14 protein-coding genes, 3 pseudogenes and 1 CRISPR repeat array are annotated in these 17,310 nt (G+C 38.4%); of the genes and pseudogenes, 10 read left to right on the top strand and 7 right to left on the bottom strand.

Features of this window, described 5'->3' with window-relative positions:
- The first annotated feature begins 1 nt into the window (after position 1).
- The 6 genes from cas2 (at position 2) to PSH48_RS13035 (ending at position 6,648) form a co-directional block, all read left to right on the top strand.
- The gene (gene cas2, locus PSH48_RS13060) at positions 2 to 295 is read left to right on the top strand and encodes a CRISPR-associated endonuclease Cas2 (RefSeq protein WP_171044765.1); all 294 of its coding nucleotides are present in this window, start codon (positions 2 to 4) and stop codon (positions 293 to 295) included.
- Positions 273 to 863, top strand: a complete 591-nt coding sequence (gene cas4 / locus PSH48_RS13055) for a CRISPR-associated protein Cas4 (RefSeq protein WP_273611710.1) — start codon at positions 273 to 275, stop codon at positions 861 to 863. Before cas2 ends, cas4 begins: the two co-directional genes overlap by 23 nt.
- A 102-nt stretch (positions 864 to 965) precedes the next feature.
- Positions 966 to 2,430: direct repeats of the CRISPR family, unit length 37 nt; unit sequence CCTTCATAGCCTATCGCAACAAATCAGCTACTGAAAC.
- A gap of 640 nt (positions 2,431 to 3,070) precedes the next feature.
- Complete coding sequence (locus PSH48_RS13050; RefSeq protein WP_138611627.1) at positions 3,071 to 3,274, top strand: helix-turn-helix transcriptional regulator; 204 nt, start codon at positions 3,071 to 3,073, stop codon at positions 3,272 to 3,274.
- Positions 3,275 to 3,441: 167 nt separating this feature from the next.
- Positions 3,442 to 3,723 carry a plasmid mobilization protein gene (locus PSH48_RS13045; protein ID WP_273611709.1) on the top strand — a complete coding sequence of 94 codons (282 nt, stop codon included), beginning with the start codon at positions 3,442 to 3,444 and terminating at the stop codon, positions 3,721 to 3,723.
- Positions 3,723 to 6,221 (top strand): MobF family relaxase, encoded by a 2,499-nt coding sequence (mobF, locus tag PSH48_RS13040; protein WP_273611708.1) that lies wholly within the window; start codon positions 3,723 to 3,725, stop codon positions 6,219 to 6,221. Before PSH48_RS13045 ends, mobF begins: the two co-directional genes overlap by 1 nt.
- 55 nt (positions 6,222 to 6,276) lie before the next feature.
- Positions 6,277 to 6,648, top strand: a complete 372-nt coding sequence (locus tag PSH48_RS13035) for an MbcA/ParS/Xre antitoxin family protein (RefSeq protein ID WP_138578992.1) — start codon at positions 6,277 to 6,279, stop codon at positions 6,646 to 6,648.
- Positions 6,649 to 6,730: 82 nt separating this feature from the next.
- Here PSH48_RS13035 and PSH48_RS13030 read toward each other — a convergent pair.
- Both PSH48_RS13030 and PSH48_RS13025 read right to left on the bottom strand, forming a co-directional pair.
- A pseudogene (locus PSH48_RS13030) lies at positions 6,731 to 7,007 on the bottom strand (integrase core domain-containing protein); the annotation flags it as partial.
- Positions 7,008 to 7,389: 382 nt separating this feature from the next.
- Positions 7,390 to 7,647: an Arm DNA-binding domain-containing protein gene (locus PSH48_RS13025; protein ID WP_138578994.1), complete on the bottom strand. Its 258-nt coding sequence runs from the start codon at positions 7,645 to 7,647 to the stop codon at positions 7,390 to 7,392.
- Positions 7,648 to 7,787: 140 nt separating this feature from the next.
- Here PSH48_RS13025 and PSH48_RS13020 point away from each other — a divergent pair.
- Positions 7,788 to 8,543: pseudogene (locus tag PSH48_RS13020) on the top strand (endonuclease).
- A gap of 92 nt (positions 8,544 to 8,635) precedes the next feature.
- On the opposite strand, the pseudogene PSH48_RS13015 reads toward PSH48_RS13020, so the two are convergent.
- The 5 genes and pseudogenes from PSH48_RS13015 to PSH48_RS12995 all read right to left on the bottom strand — a co-directional run.
- Positions 8,636 to 8,788 (bottom strand): annotated as a pseudogene (locus tag PSH48_RS13015) (integrase); the annotation flags it as partial.
- Between the two features lie 1,473 nt (positions 8,789 to 10,261).
- On the bottom strand, positions 10,262 to 11,491 hold the full coding sequence (locus PSH48_RS13010) for a tyrosine-type recombinase/integrase (RefSeq protein ID WP_138611313.1): 1,230 nt from the start codon (positions 11,489 to 11,491) through the stop codon (positions 10,262 to 10,264).
- 225 nt (positions 11,492 to 11,716) lie between these two features.
- On the bottom strand, positions 11,717 to 13,366 hold the full coding sequence (gene groL / locus PSH48_RS13005) for a chaperonin GroEL (RefSeq protein ID WP_029772614.1): 1,650 nt from the start codon (positions 13,364 to 13,366) through the stop codon (positions 11,717 to 11,719).
- 48 nt (positions 13,367 to 13,414) lie between these two features.
- Positions 13,415 to 13,702 (bottom strand): co-chaperone GroES, encoded by a 288-nt coding sequence (locus PSH48_RS13000; RefSeq protein ID WP_004587676.1) that lies wholly within the window; start codon positions 13,700 to 13,702, stop codon positions 13,415 to 13,417.
- A gap of 109 nt (positions 13,703 to 13,811) precedes the next feature.
- Positions 13,812 to 14,288 carry an FxsA family protein gene (locus tag PSH48_RS12995; RefSeq protein ID WP_064386652.1) on the bottom strand — a complete coding sequence of 159 codons (477 nt, stop codon included), beginning with the start codon at positions 14,286 to 14,288 and terminating at the stop codon, positions 13,812 to 13,814.
- Between the two features lie 188 nt (positions 14,289 to 14,476).
- On the opposite strand from PSH48_RS12995, the gene cutA reads away from it, so the two are divergent.
- From cutA to aroQ, 3 genes are all read left to right on the top strand, one after another.
- On the top strand, positions 14,477 to 14,797 hold the full coding sequence (gene cutA / locus PSH48_RS12990; protein ID WP_029772613.1) for a divalent-cation tolerance protein CutA: 321 nt from the start codon (positions 14,477 to 14,479) through the stop codon (positions 14,795 to 14,797).
- Positions 14,797 to 16,611, top strand: a complete 1,815-nt coding sequence (locus tag PSH48_RS12985) for a protein-disulfide reductase DsbD (RefSeq protein WP_273587553.1) — start codon at positions 14,797 to 14,799, stop codon at positions 16,609 to 16,611. Before cutA ends, PSH48_RS12985 begins: the two co-directional genes overlap by 1 nt.
- 228 nt (positions 16,612 to 16,839) lie before the next feature.
- Positions 16,840 to 17,292: a type II 3-dehydroquinate dehydratase gene (aroQ, locus tag PSH48_RS12980; protein WP_273587552.1), complete on the top strand. Its 453-nt coding sequence runs from the start codon at positions 16,840 to 16,842 to the stop codon at positions 17,290 to 17,292.
- The last annotated feature ends 18 nt before the right edge of the window (positions 17,293 to 17,310 follow it).

Below are 17,310 nucleotides of genomic sequence, written 5' to 3'. Positions count from 1 at the left end.
TATGCTTAAAACAAAAACTACCGAAGTTATCATTGCTTATGATATTACCAACAATAAAGCACGCACTCGTTTATATAATCAGCTGAAAGACGTAGGTATGGTATCAGTACAGAAATCTGTCATGTGGGGGCGTTTATTACCCGCAGATATAGCCTTAGCCAAGCGGATCTTGAAGCATGAGCTTGACAAAAGTACAGACAAAGCCTTCATCCTAGTAAGTAAATTGTCCGAAAATGCTAACTTCTATGGATATCCAATGGATTTTGCGGAGTATGATCAGCATGCCATATTTTGATGGGTTAATACCAATTAGCTATTTACGACAATATAGCTTCTGCGCTCGTATACCTTGGTATAAAACTATTATGCAGTTTGAGCCACCTGAACAAGCTTGGGTAAAGCAAGGTAAGCAGTGGCATAGTGCACAGCAGCAGTTACATAAAAAGCGACAGGTCAAGGAACTGACGTCTCCGTTTAAGCGAATAACAGATTGTTACGTGAGAGAGGATAACTTAGGTCTGCATGGTTACATTGATGAAATTAGTTTTAATGCTAAGGAAGGTATTGTTGTTGAATATAAATCAGATACAAAAGCGCCAAACAAGGGACAAAAGTTGCAGTTAACTGCCTATGCTATGGCTGCCGCATCATACCTTAATGTTAGTGTTGAGCAGGGTGTTCTACTAAAAGGTAGTGGCTACAAACAGTTTAAGTTATTAATTAGTAGCAATTTAAAGCTTGAAGTTATAGAAACAACACAAAGAGTGAGGGAAAGTATGAGTAAAGCGAGTATGCCAAGCAGTAGTGCTCAAGCGGCGCAATGCAGCCAGTGTGAGTATTTAAGATATTGTAATGATCGCTAAAGTTCGAAAAATAAGATGTAAATTAGGTAGTTTAATCATTTTCGAAAATGATGGGCTAAAAAGACCTTTTAAGATTTTGAAAAATATCAAAAAAATAAAAGACCTTCATAGCCTATCGCAACAAATCAGCTACTGAAACGTAGAGGATCAAGGTGCTGGGAAGTACCTTTTAACCTTCATAGCCTATCGCAACAAATCAGCTACTGAAACATTCTACAGTACCGCCATCCAGTCAAATTTTTACCCTTCATAGCCTATCGCAACAAATCAGCTATTGAAACGTCAAATTAAACTAAAACTTTAAGCGGGGTAACGTCCTTCATAGCCTATCGCAACAAATCAGCTACTGAAACACTGTATGGTTTCACCGTCTTGCATTGAAAACGAGCCTTCATAGCCTATCGCAACAAATCAGCTACTGAAACAAGCCGCCGCAATTGCACTTACACAAAGTATTTAACCTTCATAGCCTATCGCAACAAATCAGCTACTGAAACGGTAACGTCCAGCCTTCCTCGCCTTTAAACTTTGCCTTCATAGCCTATCGCAACAAATCAGCTACTGAAACAAGCGGTTAACCCGGTTAAAGCATGGGCCAGCACCTTCATAGCCTATCGCAACAAATCAGCTACTGAAACAAATAGCGAGCAAGATAAACCACACATAACCAAGCCCCTTCATAGCCTATCGCATCAAATCAGCTACTGAAACACATATCTAAAAGGCGCGACAATCGGGCGGTGTAATCCTTCATAGCCTATCGCAACAAATCAGCTACTGAAACATGTAAATATCCGCTTCTGATGAGGTAACCATTACCCTTCATAGCCTATCGCAACAAATCAGCTACTGAAACGAGTACTCCTGTTACTGCTGCTGTTGTCACGATTTCCTTCATAGCCTATCGCAACAAATCAGCTACTGAAACATAAAGTGCTTAAGGTAAGTCATGGCCGTGGCGGTAACCTTCATAGCCTATCGCAACAAATCAGCTACTGAAACCATTGACGCGCGATTGCGTAGGCGTCGTAGCGGCCTTCATAGCCTATCGCAACAAATCAGCTACTGAAACAGCCAAATTACACGGCCAAATTGTCATGTTTATAGACCTTCATAGCCTATCGCAACAAATCAGCTACTGAAACGAACCATAAACATCATTAAGAAGTTGATTAAAGATCCTTCATAGCCTATCGCAACAAATCAGCTACTGAGACTCAGCGGCGTTTATAAACTGTTGGGCATTATTGCCTTCATAGCCTATCGCAACAAATCAGCTACTGAAACGACTAAGTAAGCAACTAGTTGACGGTCAACTACCCTTCATAATCTATCGCAACAAACTCGCTACTGGAACGGCTAATTAAGCAACTAGTTGACGGTCAACTACCCTTCATAATCTATCGCAACAAACTCGCTACTGGAACGGCTAATTAAGCAGCTAGTTGACGGTCAACTACTCTCCATAACCTATCGCAACAAACTTGCTACTGGAACGGCTAACTAAGCAGCTAGTTGACGGTCAACTACCCTCCATAACCTATCGCAACAAATCAGCTACTGAAATCGTACGCACTAACCCACATACTAAAGCTAACGAGTTTACATCGTTTTAAAAGAACTGGTAGACCGCCAACAGGGTACTCTGGTTAACAAAACCAATAAAAAAACATTTTAACGAGAGGGGTAACGTTACCCCGTTAGGTTTCATTGCTCAAGGAAATAGGTGGATTCTGATATACCGATGGCTTAAAGCGAGGCTGTTGATCGTCAACTGGTTTAAAAAGTTTATAAAAATCTGTTGATCATTAATCTGTGGGAGCTGTTTTTTGTTGAGGTGAACGGGTGAGTCTGGCCATTGAAATATTGTGGGTAAGCATTAAAAGCTTGGCATCACTAAATTACTCGTAAATTATTAATTGCCAGAGTTAAAAAACAAGTTTTGTAATATTAACTAACAAGGGCTGTTATTCAGTGATGCATTTAAACCATTTAGATAATTTACCGCGGATATAGTTTTTCAAATGAGTATGCATATTGTTATAAAAGTCTTCTTAAAAGGTAAATTAAATGAGGTTGAATAACTTTAAATGCGACATACCACTTATTTTTGAAATGATCCCATATAAACACTTTTGAAACCTTATATTATGTTTTTGCTTGTTCCTCATAAGCAAGTATAAGTTACTAATTAATAAGGTTCAGTTATGAAGTTAAAAAATAAAATTATCAGGCTTAAAGAGCTCAGAGAGCAGCTACAAGTTAGTAAAAGTACCTTATGGCGCTGGCGGCTAGACCCTAATTTTCCAAAACCTATTTTGCTTGGCTCTCGCTCAGTAGGTTTTTTTGCCAGTGATATAGATGCATGGCTTCTTAAGCGTAAAAAAATGACAGAAAAAGGTGAACTGTAAATAGCCCCCTTTATTACTAGACATTATGCACGGTTTATATTTTTTCAAAAAATAAAATTAAAAAAGCTAAACTTAACAACAACATAAGAAAACCGATATGTAATACATAACAACTAAAATTAAGTTTTAAGTTATTGATTTAAAAGAAGAAATCAAGGTTTTCAATTATGAGTAAAAATTTAGAAAAAGCGGTAACTATAAGATTTACAAGAGATGATTACAGCAAATTAGAATTTAAAGCAGAAAGTGAGGGGACAACAATAGCGAGTATTATACGCAAATCTTGCCTAAATTATTTTGAGCAACAAAAAATAGAAAACCACTTAACTCTAATGGAGCAAAGGCAAAGACAACTTTTGATAGAAGTAATCTCTGTAATGCTAAATTTGAACGAAGATGAAAAAGAGGAGGCCATTGATCGTCTAATTGAAAATGGAATTAAACTTTAGTGATTTCTATATCGAAGCAATCTCGGCTGAATTATTACATTGAAAATGACCATCAAACCAACATGAAGCCTTTAGATATTCTTTATACGGGGGCAGTTTCAAAGGCGTTGAACTTTAAGCCAAAAATGTATTTTAATGAATTAAAAAATATATTTTCAGGATGTGATATCCATGGCAAGCAGCTCATTGGCTCCGTAAAGAGTAAAAAAGTAGAAATATTGGATATAGTTTTTAACGCGCCGAAACCTATTTCTAAAGCTTTTGTACGAGTTGATGATCTATTTCAAAAACGTATAGACGAAGCCCAATTTCAAGCTGTCCTAGGGGCTCTAGAGTTTCTGGAGTTAAAAGTGTCTTTTACTAGAACTGGGCAGGGAGGTAAAAACCTAAAAAAAACAAAGGGCTTTGCAGCATTGTTGTTTAAACATTACGAGTCAAGGGAGGGGGATTTTCATTTACATACGCATGCACTTCTTTCTCGGTTAACTTTGAGAGAAGATGGTAAGTGGGCTAGTTTGCATTCACACCTTATATACCGCTGGCAAAAAGCCGCTGTACAAGTTTATAGGGCTTTATTAGCCAGTAGCTTAAGAGAGTTAGGCTTTAAAATAATTAGGGTAAATGAAACAGATTGTTTTACATTTTCAGGGAGCAACCTTGATATTTGTAGGCTTTTTTCTAAGCGAAGTGAAGGTATTAATAATAAACTAGAAGAGATGGGTCTTGAAGGTAGTAGCCCTGAAGTGAAAAACAAAGTTTCACTTTATTCGAGAAAACCAAAACAAAAAAAGATTTTGGCTAGTCAGATAAATACTTGGCGTATGGCTTTGAACGAACTAGGTTACACTGAAGAAGAGCTTTATAAAAATCTGAATACAGAAAATGTACCGACTATAGAAGCCTTGCCCGTAGTTTTAATTATCAAAAAACTGACACAATCAAATGCAATTGTAGATATACGCAAAATATATGAAATAACAGCAACTGAAGCTCAGTTCTTTCATGTGAACTTATCCGAAATCTTGAATACTGTAGAAGCTATCCTCAACAATACAAGACTTTTAGGGCCGGTTATCAATTCAACCGGACAGGAAATTTACACAACAAAGCCTATGTTGCGGTTTGAAAACGAGCTAGTTGGTTTGACTGATTTATTGCGAAGTAATAGTAACTATCGGCTTTCTGAAAATGTTATCAAGCAAGCAATTAGCAAACAAGAATTAGAGCAGGGGTTCAAATTATCATCAGAGCAAAGTTGCTCAATACAGAAGCTTACCAGCACAGGATTAGAAATTTTACAAGGTAGGGCTGGAGCTGGTAAATCTACATCTATGAAGGCATTGCGTATAGCTTACGAACTATCAGGATATAAATTAGTGGGCGCTACAGTATCTAAAGCAGCAGCGACTCAGTTGGAAGCCGAAACAGGTATAAATAGCTGTACCTTCGAAAAGTTATTAATTGAAATTAAACATAAAAATAATAAATTTACTAATACGGTAATATTAATTGATGAAGCTGGGTTAGTTCCTTCATTAGATTTATTAGCGCTATTAAAGGAAATAAAGAGATCTGGTTCTAAATTGGTTTTAGTAGGCGAAGTTGAGCAGTTACGTGCTATTAACCATGGAGGGTGTTTATTATACTTGTCCAAAAGATATGGCTTTACAGAGTTACAAACTATATATAGACAGCGTGAGAATTGGGCTAAAAGTCTTGTAACAGTATTGAGATCTGGCGACTCAATAAAAGCACTTAAAATAATGATTGCAAAAGGACTATTGCATATAGCCGAGACTAGGGAGCTTGCTTTGGAGAGATTGATAAAACGTTGGTCAATCTATGTAGATACGAATCCAAAAAAAGATTGGTTAGTTATAGCTTATAGCTGGAAAGATATTCAACCCTTAAATGAATTTATTAGAAGTGAATTACAGCAAAGAGGTTTGCTAGGTGAAGAGGATATAAAGGCTAATTGTGTTGTTTCTGAGAGGTATTTTTTGCAAAAATTTTCAAGCCACGATCGTGTCAGGTTTACTAAAAATACGCCTGAACGAAATCTGATAAATGGCCAACTTGGCATTATTAAGGAGGTTAAAGCTATCAATTCGGATATTCTTTTTACTATAAAAAAAGACTCTGGTGAAGAAGTTACATTTTTAAAATCAGAATATTCTAACGAGCAAGGCGCACTTCAGTTAGTACATGCATATGCTTTTACGGTATATAGTAGTCAGGGAAGAACGATCGATGGCGACACTTTTGTATTTTATAACAAAGCAATGGATAGGGCAGCCTCTTATGTTGCAGGCTCAAGACACAAAGATCGTTGTCATTGGTTTGTAGATGGTAATAGTTTAGATGTGCAGAATGCTTTAGATGCAGTAAACGAAAAAGTCCAAAACCAAAACCCTATTAAAGTAAAAAGGCTTGCTGAATATATGAGTTCTGAACGCTCAGAAGTAATGGCTTTAGAGTATTGGAACAATACAGCTTAACATCGTTATAAATTTTTATTATTAAGAGACAAGTTTTTAAGGTGTAATAATATATATGGATAAAGTTCGTCAAGAAGACCTACAAAGAACGGCCCAAGTGGCATTAAAAACTTTTTTTAATATAATGAAAGCTTGGCAGATAGAGCCTTACAAGCAAAAAACATTGCTAGGTGCCAAAGGTGCTCATATATATGAGCAGTGGCAACAAGGATGTGCTGGAAGCCTCAGTGAAGACGTACTAATAAGAATCTCTTACGTCATCGGCATTTATAGAGGGCTAGGCTTAATATTTAATGACCGCTTACAAGCTGATAGTTGGATAAATAAACCTAATGAGCACTTTGATGGATTATCGGCACTTGAATACATCCTTGATGACGTAGATGAGGGTCTAAAGAATGTGCGTACTTTAATAGATATCATTTAGGTGAATTGCAACAACTACATTCAGATGTACTAGCTCAGACTTGATCTGATAGTTACCCGTTTTTCAATCGGTGACTGTCATTTTAGATTTGAGCTAAATTCTTCTCAGCCCAAATCGATTTCCCATCTAATAATGTTTCCAATGGCGTTCTGCCACAGCACATTTTTCCTTGATGAGTTCGGTCATTATTATAATAAATCATCGATTCGCCCAGATCCTTTTGTTATTCCCCTAACGAGCTTTACGGAATGTAATTTGATAAAATTCATGAGTATCACTTTATGGAAACGTTCGCAGATACCATTTGTTTTTGGTGACATAGCTTTGGTTTTTGTGTGATCGATATCTGTACTCATCAGCTTTCACTAGACAGTTTTTAACTCAAAACAGTACGCATCTTCAAACTGTTGTTACAATACTTGCATTTAAATTGATGCACATAATCTATCGTTTTTTGAGAAACGAAATGCTGCTATGGTGAGCTAAATATTTAAATAGTGCGATGAGCTAATTGCATTCGTTATGATGATAGTTTTCTTGTTAGCTTAATAAAGTTGAGCTATGCCATGAAAATCACGAGGCACAATAGCATCTATTTTATAGCTAAAATTTATTGATTATATTTATACCCTATAATTCTCTAAGGTAAGTAGTTTAGCCAACAACACAGTAATTTTGCTTGTTGGCTATAATTTTTATTTGGTTAAACTCTAACAAGGCCCTTAACCTTTGTTAACTTACCTAACTCATAGGGACTGTTGAATTGCTAAGAAGCAAGCGGGCTTCGTTCGCTTTAGTGCGCGCCTGTTCGAGAGTTGTTTGAGGGTAATTCCCCAAGACTATCTCTTTATGCCTATCATCAAAAATATAGCGGAAACGAAATTGCTTTAAGCCTGTATTTTTTACCAATACATATAAGTTTTTACCGAGATCTTTTTTAGTATGTTTCTGCCCAGAATTGCATTTTAAGTTTTTAATTTCTTGATTATTTAATTTCATTTTCTAAACACCTTTTAGTTGGATTAGGTGTATCTTAATAAAAGATGGATCTATTTATATCTCAAAGTATGTGAGAAACCCCACATAAACTTATAAAAGTATCTGTGGCACCTTATGAATTCTAAATTTAAGATAACCTTATGAAATTTTTAATAGCATTCTTTATAACAATACTAGGCACTTTTGAGGTATTCGCTGAAAATCAAGAAATAGAATCGTTTAGTAAAGCGAAGAAGGTGTTAGAAAAGCAAGTTCATAACAATCACCGAAGCACGCTTTACTGTGGTGCCGAATTTAATTCCCATAAAAAAGTAACTACCCCAAAAGGTTTTACTACAACTAAGTATCTTAAGCGTGCTCAAAAAATTGAGTAGGAACATGTTGTGCCAGCAGAGAACTTTGGTCGTACTTTCAGTGAATGGAGAGATGGGCATAGTCAATGTGTTAGTAGCAGAGGGAAGTCGTTTAAAGGTCGAAGATGTGCGGAGAAAGTGAGCACTGAGTATCGCTTTATGCAGGCAGACATGTTCAACCTTTATCCTGCTATAGGTGCCGTTAATGCACTGAGAAGTAATTATAATTTCACTATCCTGCCTTCAGCACAAAGTGATTTCGGTAGCTGTGCGATGAAGATAGATAATAGAAAAGCAGAGCCGCCTGAATTAGCAAGAGGGGCGATTGCACGTACTTACCTTTATATGGAAAGTGCTTATAAACGATATAATATGAGTGCATCACAAAGAAAGCTAATGAAAGCGTGGGACAAAATGTATCCAGTAAATAACTGGGAGTGTGATCGAGCAAAGAAAATATCTAGTTTACAGAAAAGCGAGAACAACGTTGTTAAAAGTCAGTGTGAAGCAAGTGGACTTCTATGTGTGCTTTTCTATAGCTAAGTATTTACAATCTGCAAAGTGATGTGTGGGTAATTGAAAGGTTACAACTCGTAATAGGGCAAAGGCAGCACAAGAACACTGCCTGAGTTAAATCAACAATCGGTTTCTTTCAATATCTTAATGGTATCTTCAATCTCTATTCCCAAATATCTGATGGTGTTATCAATTTTTGTATGACCAAGTAGTAACTGAATGGCCCGTATATTTTTCGCTCGAGCATAAACGAAAGTCGCTTTGGTTCTTTGGGCTTTCAATAAAATACTTTGATAAATTAAGGACAATTGCCAAGCCTGCCGAACAACTGGGCTCCAAATATGACTTTTAGATCACCTTTTTGTAGAGCATCACAGTACAGGATGTGGGAAACTGATCACCTTTTAATTTAATTTACCGGTTAAGCCACGCCCTACCGCGCTATAACGGTAAGAACTGGGTTCCAAATATGACTTTTAGATCACCTTTTTGTCGAACAGTAGAGTACAGCATGTGGGAAACTGATCACCTTTTAACTTAATTTACCGGTTATCCCACTACATACCGCTCTATAACGGTAAGAACTGGGTTCCGAATATGACTTTTAGATCACCTTTTTTGTCGAGCAGCACAGTATGTGCCGTGTGGGAAACTGATCACCTTTTAACTTAATTTACCGGTTATCCCACTACATACCGCTCTATAACGGTAAGAACTGGGTTCCAAATATGACTTTTAGATCACCTTTCGTAGAGCACCACAGCATGTGGCGTGTGGGAAACTGATCACCTTTTAACTTAGTTTATCGGTTATCCCAAGGCCTACCGCGCTATAACGGTAAGAACTGGGTGCCAAATATGACTTTTAGATCACTTTTTGTAGAGCAGCCCAGCGTCCAGCATGTGGGAAATTGATCACCTTTTAACTTAATTTACCGGTAATACCACGGTCTACCGCACTATAACGATAAGAATCAGGCTATAAATATGACTTTTAGATCACCTTTTTGTCGAGCAGCACAGTATGTGGCGTGTGGGAAACTGATCACCTTTTAATTTAATTTACCGGTTATCCCACTGCATACCGCACTATAACGTTAAGAACTGGGTTCCAAATATGACTTTTAGTTCACCTTTTTGTCGAGCAGCACAATGCAGCGTGTGGGAAACTGATCACCTTTTAACTTAATTTACCGGTTATGCCAAGGTATACAGCGCTATAACGGTAAGAACTGGGTTCCAAATATGACTTTTAGATCACCTTTCGTAGAGCACCACAGCATGTGGCGTGTGGGAAACTGATCACCTTTTAACTTAATTTACCGGTTAGGCCACGACCTACCGCGCTATAACAGTAATAACTGGGCTCTAAATATGACTTTTAGATCACCTTTTAACTTAATTTACCGGTTAGGCCACGACCTACCGTGCTATAACAGTAATAACTGGGCTCTAAATATGACTTTTAGATCACCTTTTAACTTAATGTACCGGTAATACCACGGTCTACCGCGCTATAACGGAAAGAACTCGGTGGGCTCCCAGCTTTCACTAGACAGTTTTTAACTCAGAATAGTACGCATCTTCAAACTTATCAGGTAAACACTGCATGTGTGTGAATGGCGCTTTTTAATTGTCGCAAAAAAGCTTTCTGCAACCGCATTATCATGACAGTTAACAGCGCGACTCACGGAAGGCACAAGATTATGTTCTTTCTAAAATGCGAGATTGGACTTCAGCTTCTACCTAACCAGATTGTTCTGTGGCATTGCAAAGCTCAGCATCACTACACAGTTTATTTAAATAATTAGACCATCGCTGCATCATCGCACGTCTTTGAGTAAGATATTCAGCGTGGTTATATGCAAGAGCTGTGGAGTTGCCCACTTTATGGGCAAGTTGCATTTCAATATGCTGATAGTTTTCTTCTTGTTCGTTTAGTAATGTTGAAGCTGTTCCTCGAAAGCCGTGTGAAACGATATCATTAGCCGAGTAGCCCAATGCACGTAGACGATTATTCAGTACGTTTTTGCTAAATGGTTTAGAAGAACTCATCTCTGAGGGAAAAACGTACTTTGAGTAATTAGTGTATTTATAAATATCTCGAAATTTAGATAGAGTTTGAACTGAAAGAGGAACGATATGAGTTTTACCTGCTTTCATTAATTCGCCGGGTATTTTAATATATTTATTTTCAAAATCTACATGTTCCCATCTTAAGCAACGAAGTTCGCTAGGGCGTAAAAATAGATGAGGTAGTAGTTTCAATGCTTCCTGAGAGCAGTAAGAGCCTGAGTTGTTATTCTCAATAGTTAAAATGAGCTGTCCCAGTTCTTTCGAGTTAGTAATAGCTGCATGATTTTTTGGATCTGAAATTTTTCCAGTCAATGCTATGTAGTCGAAATTAGTTAATGGGCTATTGTTAGTGAGATCTTTTGTAATCGCATAACGAAAAATACGATTTAGCATGGACAATAATGGGGGAACTTTTTTCACGGTATTAGCTTCAACTAGAGAGTCTACGATATTAATAATGTGATTCTTAGTAATATGGTCAATCTGTAGTTCACAAATCCCCTTAAGATCGCTTTTAAGCCAACGCAATAATTTTTCTTGGTAGGCATTGCTCCATTCTTTTTTATTAAGTTCGAACCATTGCAACGCAATCTCACCGAAATTTAAACCTTTGCATGTACTTTGAAGTTTAAGAAGCTTGCGTTGAGCCATCGGATCAATAGAATCACTGAGAAGCTGACGGGCCTTATCTGCTTTAGTGCGAGCTAGTTTTAGGGGTACTGTGGGGTATTTTCCTAAGGCCATTTCTTTATATTTACCACCAAACTTATACTTAAAGCGCCAAAGCTTAGAACCATGACTAGTTACTAATAAAAACAAGTTGTTACCATCATATTTTTTAAAATTTTTACCATTTTCTTTGGGCTTCAGTGCTTTAATCTTTTCGTTATTCAGTTTCATTTTTGATACTCTTTTTAAATTTATTTGGGGTATTTTATTTAAAAATGGATCTATTTTTACTCCTATGTATGTGAGTTACCCCACATTTACCCCTTAAACCTTTGAAATTTAAAAAGCGCCAATGAAACCTAATGAACTTATCAAAGTTATAAAAAAACCCGCAAAGCAGTGCTTTGCGGGCCTTATAAAACTTAATGAACTCTTATGAATTCGATAGGAGGAAGATCACATCATGCCGCCCATACCGCCCATTCCGCCCATGCCACCCATATCAGGGGCACCAGCAGCTTCTTCTTTAGGGATTTCAGCAACCATTGCTTCGGTAGTGATCATTAGACCCGCAATCGAACCTGCAAATTGTAGTGCAGAGCGCGTTACTTTAGTTGGATCTAGGATACCCATTTCAAGCATGTCGTTGTATTCGCCAGAGGCTGCGTTGTAACCGTAGTTACCTTCGCCACCTTTAACAGCGTTTATTACTACTGACGCTTCGTCGCCTGCATTTGTTACGATTTGACGAAGTGGTGCTTCCATCGCACGAAGTGCAACTTTAATACCGTGGTTTTGGTCTTCGTTGTCGCCAAGTAGCTCAACTAGCTTGCTAGCAGCACGTACTAGAGCAACACCACCACCAGGTACCACGCCTTCTTCAACCGCTGCACGAGTTGCATGTAATGCATCTTCAACACGGTCTTTTTTCTCTTTCATTTCAATTTCAGTCGCTGCGCCTACCTTAATTACTGCAACACCGCCGGCAAGTTTAGCCATACGCTCTTGTAGTTTTTCTTTATCGTAGTCAGACGTTGCTTCTTCAATCTGTGCTTTAATTTGAGCAACACGGCCGTTAATGCCATCTTCTTCACCCGCACCATCAATGATAGTTGTATCATCTTTAGTGATTACTACACGCTTAGCAGTACCTAGGTCTTCGATAGTTGCTTTTTCAAGCTCTAAACCAATTTCTTCAGAAATAACAGTACCGCCAGTTAATACGGCGATATCTTGTAGCATTGCTTTACGACGATCGCCAAAACCAGGGGCTTTAACTGCTGATACTTTAACAATACCGCGCATGTTGTTAACTACAAGCGTTGCAAGTGCTTCGCCTTCTAGGTCTTCAGCAATGATTAATAGTGGCTTGCTTGCTTTAGCAACGGCTTCTAATGTAGGTAGTAGCTCACGAATGTTAGATACTTTTTTATCTACAAGTAGAATGAACGGGTTGTCTAGCTCAACAGCGCCTTTTTCAGCGTTATTGATAAAGTACGGAGATAGGTAACCACGGTCAAACTGCATGCCTTCTACAACATCTAGTTCGTTCTCTAGTGATTGACCTTCTTCTACAGTAATAACACCTGTGTTACGGCCTACTTTTTCCATTGCTTGTGCAATGATGTCGCCAATTTCTTTATCAGAGTTAGCTGAAATAGTACCTACTTGTGCAATAGCTTTAGTATCAGCACATGGTACAGATAGCGCTTTAAGCTCTTCTACAGCAGCGATAATTGCTTTATCAATACCGCGCTTAAGATCCATTGGGTTCATACCCGCAGCAACCGCTTTAAGACCTTCGTTTACAATAGATTGCGCAAGTACAGTTGCGGTAGTAGTACCGTCACCCGCTGCATCATTTGCTTTAGATGCAACTTCTTTCACCATTTGTGCACCCATGTTTTCAAACTTGTCTTCAAGTTCGATTTCTTTTGCTACAGATACACCATCTTTGGTGATCACTGGAGAGCCAAATGATTTATCTAGTACTACGTTACGGCCTTTAGGACCTAAGGTCACTTTAACTGCGTTTGCTAGGATATTTACGCCTGTTAGCATTTTACCGCGTGCGTCACCTGCAAAAAGTACTTCTTTTGCTGCCATCTTTAATTTCCTCTAAATTCTTAAATGTTTGTTAAACGAAAAGTAGGGTTAGCCTACAATGCCTAAAATGTTGTCTTCACGCATGATCAGGTACTCTTGACCTTCGATCTTTTCAGTTTTTTCAACATATGAGCCAAATAACACAGTGTCACCGGCTTTTACTTCTAAAGCTCTAACGTCACCGTTATCTAGAACGCGACCATTGCCAACAGCAATAACTTCTCCGCGAGTTGATTTTTCAGCTGCAGAGCCAGTTAATACAATACCGCCAGCAGACTTGGTTTCTTCTTCTAGACGCTTAACGATTACGCGATCTTGTAAAGGACGAATGTTCATTTTTTTAGTTCTCCTAACAGTTTCTGAACAGTACAGAAAAAAGCTTTTCTAATTTGCATTCATTAATGGGGGTAGAGTGTAAAATTCCAAGAGAAAAATCGATAAATTTTTAATCTTTTCTCTCATACTCGCCATCAATGGTAGTTGGTTTATTTACATGCTGTTGTTCTTGCTGCGAGTGTGCGTGTTGTGTAAAGGCTGAAGAGCCTTGCTGTGCACCTGTACTCATGCGTACCGTTGCTTGACTTGCAAGGCCTGCAGCAAGTTTGTTGCGTATTGAGGGGGTTAATAATAGTAGGCCGAATACATCGGTCATAATGCCTGGGGTTAGCAATAAAACACCCGCAATGATCACGCAAATACCGGTAAATAATTCTTTAGCTGGCATTTGCCCTTGGGCCATTTGGCTTTGTGCATTTTGTAATGCACCCATACCTTGTTGTTTAACCATTCTGGCGCCCAAAATAGCCGTAACAATCACTAGGGCTATAGTCGCAAATCCACCAATTACATCGCTAACCTGTATTAGTAGCGCAATTTCGATGATAGGAATGATAATAAACAACACAAATAAAAATCTAAACATAGGGCTCTCTAAATAATGGCACTCAAAAGAGTGGATGAAATATAAGTGAGGGTGAAAGGGTCTATTTTCAAGGTTGAGCTTAAAGTGATTAATAATTGCTTAATATCTACAATTATTCATCGCCTACACATTACACTAGCTATCAGATACTATTGCATTAGTTCCCTATAAATTAGTAAAGGTTAATTATGACTACGCAATTTAAATTGATATTTACCACGTGCAAAGATGAGGCTGAAGCACGCACTTTAGCAAAAGCACTTGTAGCGCAAAAATTAGCGGCGTGTGTAAATATTTTACCAAATATGACCTCAGTTTATATGTGGGAAGGCGATGTTGCCCAAGAGATAGAAGCAAAGCTACTGATTAAAACAAAATCAGAAAAAATGAATGATGTTTTTGAAACCATCAAAAGTTTACACAGTTACGAAGTACCCGAAATTCAAGTGGTTGATGTGGCCACTGGTAATTTGGCTTATTTTCATTGGATGGATGAGGTATTAAATTAATGCGGTTTTTCTTTTTATTATTGGTTAGCTTGCTGGCGCTTCCGGCAAAGGCAAACACCAATAATGTGCTAGGTGATTTACTTGCCCCGCCACAGCAAACCTTTTTACCCGTAGACCAAGCGTTTGTATTTGATTTTGATCAGCAAGGTAGCACTTTATTTGTGGGATGGGATATAGCCCCTGACTATTACCTTTATAAAAAGAAAATAGAAATTATCGCCAAAGGCGCCAACATAAAGGTCGGCGATGCCGGTTCTGGCGAAATAATTGAAGACGAGTTTTTTGGCAAAACCGAAGTTTTTTTCAATAGTGTGAGTGTTATAAGTAAGCTCAGTAATGTTACAGAGGGTGCTGTTGTAAAGGTGCGCTATCAGGGCTGTGCCAAAGCAGGGCTGTGTTATCCGCCTGAGGTTATTAGTATTCCTTTAAGCGTTATTGCCTCAGAGCAAGCGCAAGGTAATAACTCATCTGCTGATGTCGCTGATACATTAAACGCATTAACTCCTTCTGTAGACTCAACACGTAGCCAAAGCAATACAACCACTCAAGATTTAAGTTTTACAGAGCGATTAGCAAGTCAAAGTTTAGTAACCAATTTACTCATATTTTTTGCTGTTGGGGTGGGGCTTGCGTTTACACCCTGTGTGTTCCCTATGTTTCCTATTTTATCGAGTTTAATTGCAGGGCAGCAAAATCTATCTACTAAAAAAGCGTTTGCGTTGTCGTTTGTATATATACAAGGTATGGCGCTTACTTATGCTGCATTAGGATTAGTAGTGGCGGCCTTAGGCGGGCAAGTGCAGGGGTATTTACAACACCCTTATGTACTTATTAGTTTTAGTTTACTGTTTGTATTGCTCGCAATGTCGATGTTTGGCTGGTACGAAATTAAGTTACCCAGCGCCATGATGAGCAAGCTAACGCAAGTCAGTAATAACCAAAAAGGCGGCAATTACCTAGGTGTGCTTTTAATGGGGGTGTTGTCAGGGTTAATTGCATCACCTTGTACCACAGCTCCGTTATCTGCTGCGCTATTATTTGTAGCGCAAAGTGGTGACTACCTTGTCGGTGGTTTAACCCTGTATGTATTAAGTTTAGGAATGGGCCTACCGCTTTTATTACTCGGTACTTCTGGTGGCAAATTGCTTCCTAAAGCAGGCGGTTGGATGGAGCAAGTTAAAACGTTATTTGGTTTTATTATGCTTGTTGTGCCACTTATTTTATTGGAGCGCATAATTAGCGCCGACATTATTTTACTTATGGCGGGTATTTTAGCACTGGCAACGGCTGTTTATTTACACTATTGGCAGAGTGCTCAGCCACAAAGCAAGCTTAAAACAGCGCTTTGGTTTAGTGCTACATTTTTAGTAGTTACTGGTTTTACATTAGCTAAAAACGTTATTTGGCCGCAGCAACAGGTTGAGCAGGTTAGTCAGCAAAGTAATGAGTTTAAACAAGTGGCTAATTTAACCGAGCTAAAAAACGCTGTTGCTGAAGCTAATCAGCAAGGCAAACTGGTGATGGTTGATTTATACGCCGATTGGTGTGTGGCATGTAAAGAGTTTGAACATTACACATTTCCAGATGCCAAAGTACAGAGCGAGTTTAGTCACTATCAGTTAATTCAAATCGATTTAACACAAAGTGATGGCACCACCATTGAGCTGATGGAAGAGTTCACTGTGTTTGGTTTACCCAGTATTTTGTTTTTTAACACACAAGGGCAAGAGCTAAGTTCAGAGCGCGTTACAGGATTTTTAAACGCTGATGATTTTGCCACCCACCTAGCTGCAGTGCGCGCCAGCGCACAATAATAGTGCAATTTAGCCGCTTGGGCTTACCAAGTGGCTTGCCTCCAATTACGTCATATTTATTACACCTCCAGAGATTAGACCAGTATTTTGCTGCTATTTACATCGAACTGACTATAATAGTTGGCTAACGTGAGAATTTGTTGCAATTTTTGTTTTTTATACTTACTTTAGTGTACAAAATTAGCTCGCAACGGCTTAACTCATTACTTAGAGGATATATCGCGTATTATGGCTGCAAAATTTAAACTTTTAGTTATAAATGGTCCAAATTTAAACATGCTAGGAAAGCGTGAGCCAGAAAAGTACGGTTTGCACACTATTGGTGAAATTATGAGCGAACTAACGACTGCCGCAGAGGGTCTAGATGTTCAGCTTACGCATTTTCAAAGTAATAGTGAGCAAGCCCTTATAGAAAGAATACACGATGCTTGGCAGGCAGTTGATTACATAATTATTAATCCTGCTGCATTTACGCATACTAGCGTCGCTTTACGTGATGCATTGTTAAGCGTTGATATTCCTTTTTTTGAGGTGCACTTAAGTAATGTGCATGCACGTGAAGCATTTCGTCATCATTCGTATTTTTCTGATGTGGCGCAAGGTGTGGTATGTGGATTAGGTGCAATGGGTTACCACGCAGCATTGAACGCTGCCGTGAGCCGGTTGCAAAACTCGAATTAATTTAAACTAACAAACTTA

Source organism: Pseudoalteromonas sp. Angola-4, assembly GCF_028599265.1.
GTDB lineage: Bacteria > Pseudomonadota > Gammaproteobacteria > Enterobacterales > Alteromonadaceae > Pseudoalteromonas > Pseudoalteromonas atlantica.
The sequence above is the reverse complement of the archived record's forward strand: the minus strand, read 5'-3'. Positions and strand labels throughout refer to the sequence as shown.

Bases quoted from the DNA above. Each gene is read 5' to 3' on its own strand.
- PSH48_RS13045 (WP_273611709.1), top strand. From the start codon at position 3,442: ATGAGTAAAAATTTAGAAAAAGCGGTAACTATAAGATTTACAAGAGAT.
- groL (WP_029772614.1), bottom strand. From the start codon at position 13,366: ATGGCAGCAAAAGAAGTACTTTTTGCAGGTGACGCACGCGGTAAAATG.
- cas2 (WP_171044765.1), top strand. From the start codon at position 2: ATGCTTAAAACAAAAACTACCGAAGTTATCATTGCTTATGATATTACC.
- PSH48_RS13010 (WP_138611313.1), bottom strand. From the start codon at position 11,491: ATGAAACTGAATAACGAAAAGATTAAAGCACTGAAGCCCAAAGAAAAT.
- cas4 (WP_273611710.1), top strand. From the start codon at position 273: ATGATCAGCATGCCATATTTTGATGGGTTAATACCAATTAGCTATTTA.
- PSH48_RS13050 (WP_138611627.1), top strand. From the start codon at position 3,071: ATGAAGTTAAAAAATAAAATTATCAGGCTTAAAGAGCTCAGAGAGCAG.
- PSH48_RS12985 (WP_273587553.1), top strand. From the start codon at position 14,797: ATGCGGTTTTTCTTTTTATTATTGGTTAGCTTGCTGGCGCTTCCGGCA.
- cutA (WP_029772613.1), top strand. From the start codon at position 14,477: ATGACTACGCAATTTAAATTGATATTTACCACGTGCAAAGATGAGGCT.
- aroQ (WP_273587552.1), top strand. From the start codon at position 16,840: ATGGCTGCAAAATTTAAACTTTTAGTTATAAATGGTCCAAATTTAAAC.
- PSH48_RS13035 (WP_138578992.1), top strand. From the start codon at position 6,277: ATGGATAAAGTTCGTCAAGAAGACCTACAAAGAACGGCCCAAGTGGCA.
- PSH48_RS13025 (WP_138578994.1), bottom strand. From the start codon at position 7,647: ATGAAATTAAATAATCAAGAAATTAAAAACTTAAAATGCAATTCTGGG.
- PSH48_RS12995 (WP_064386652.1), bottom strand. From the start codon at position 14,288: ATGTTTAGATTTTTATTTGTGTTGTTTATTATCATTCCTATCATCGAA.
- PSH48_RS13000 (WP_004587676.1), bottom strand. From the start codon at position 13,702: ATGAACATTCGTCCTTTACAAGATCGCGTAATCGTTAAGCGTCTAGAA.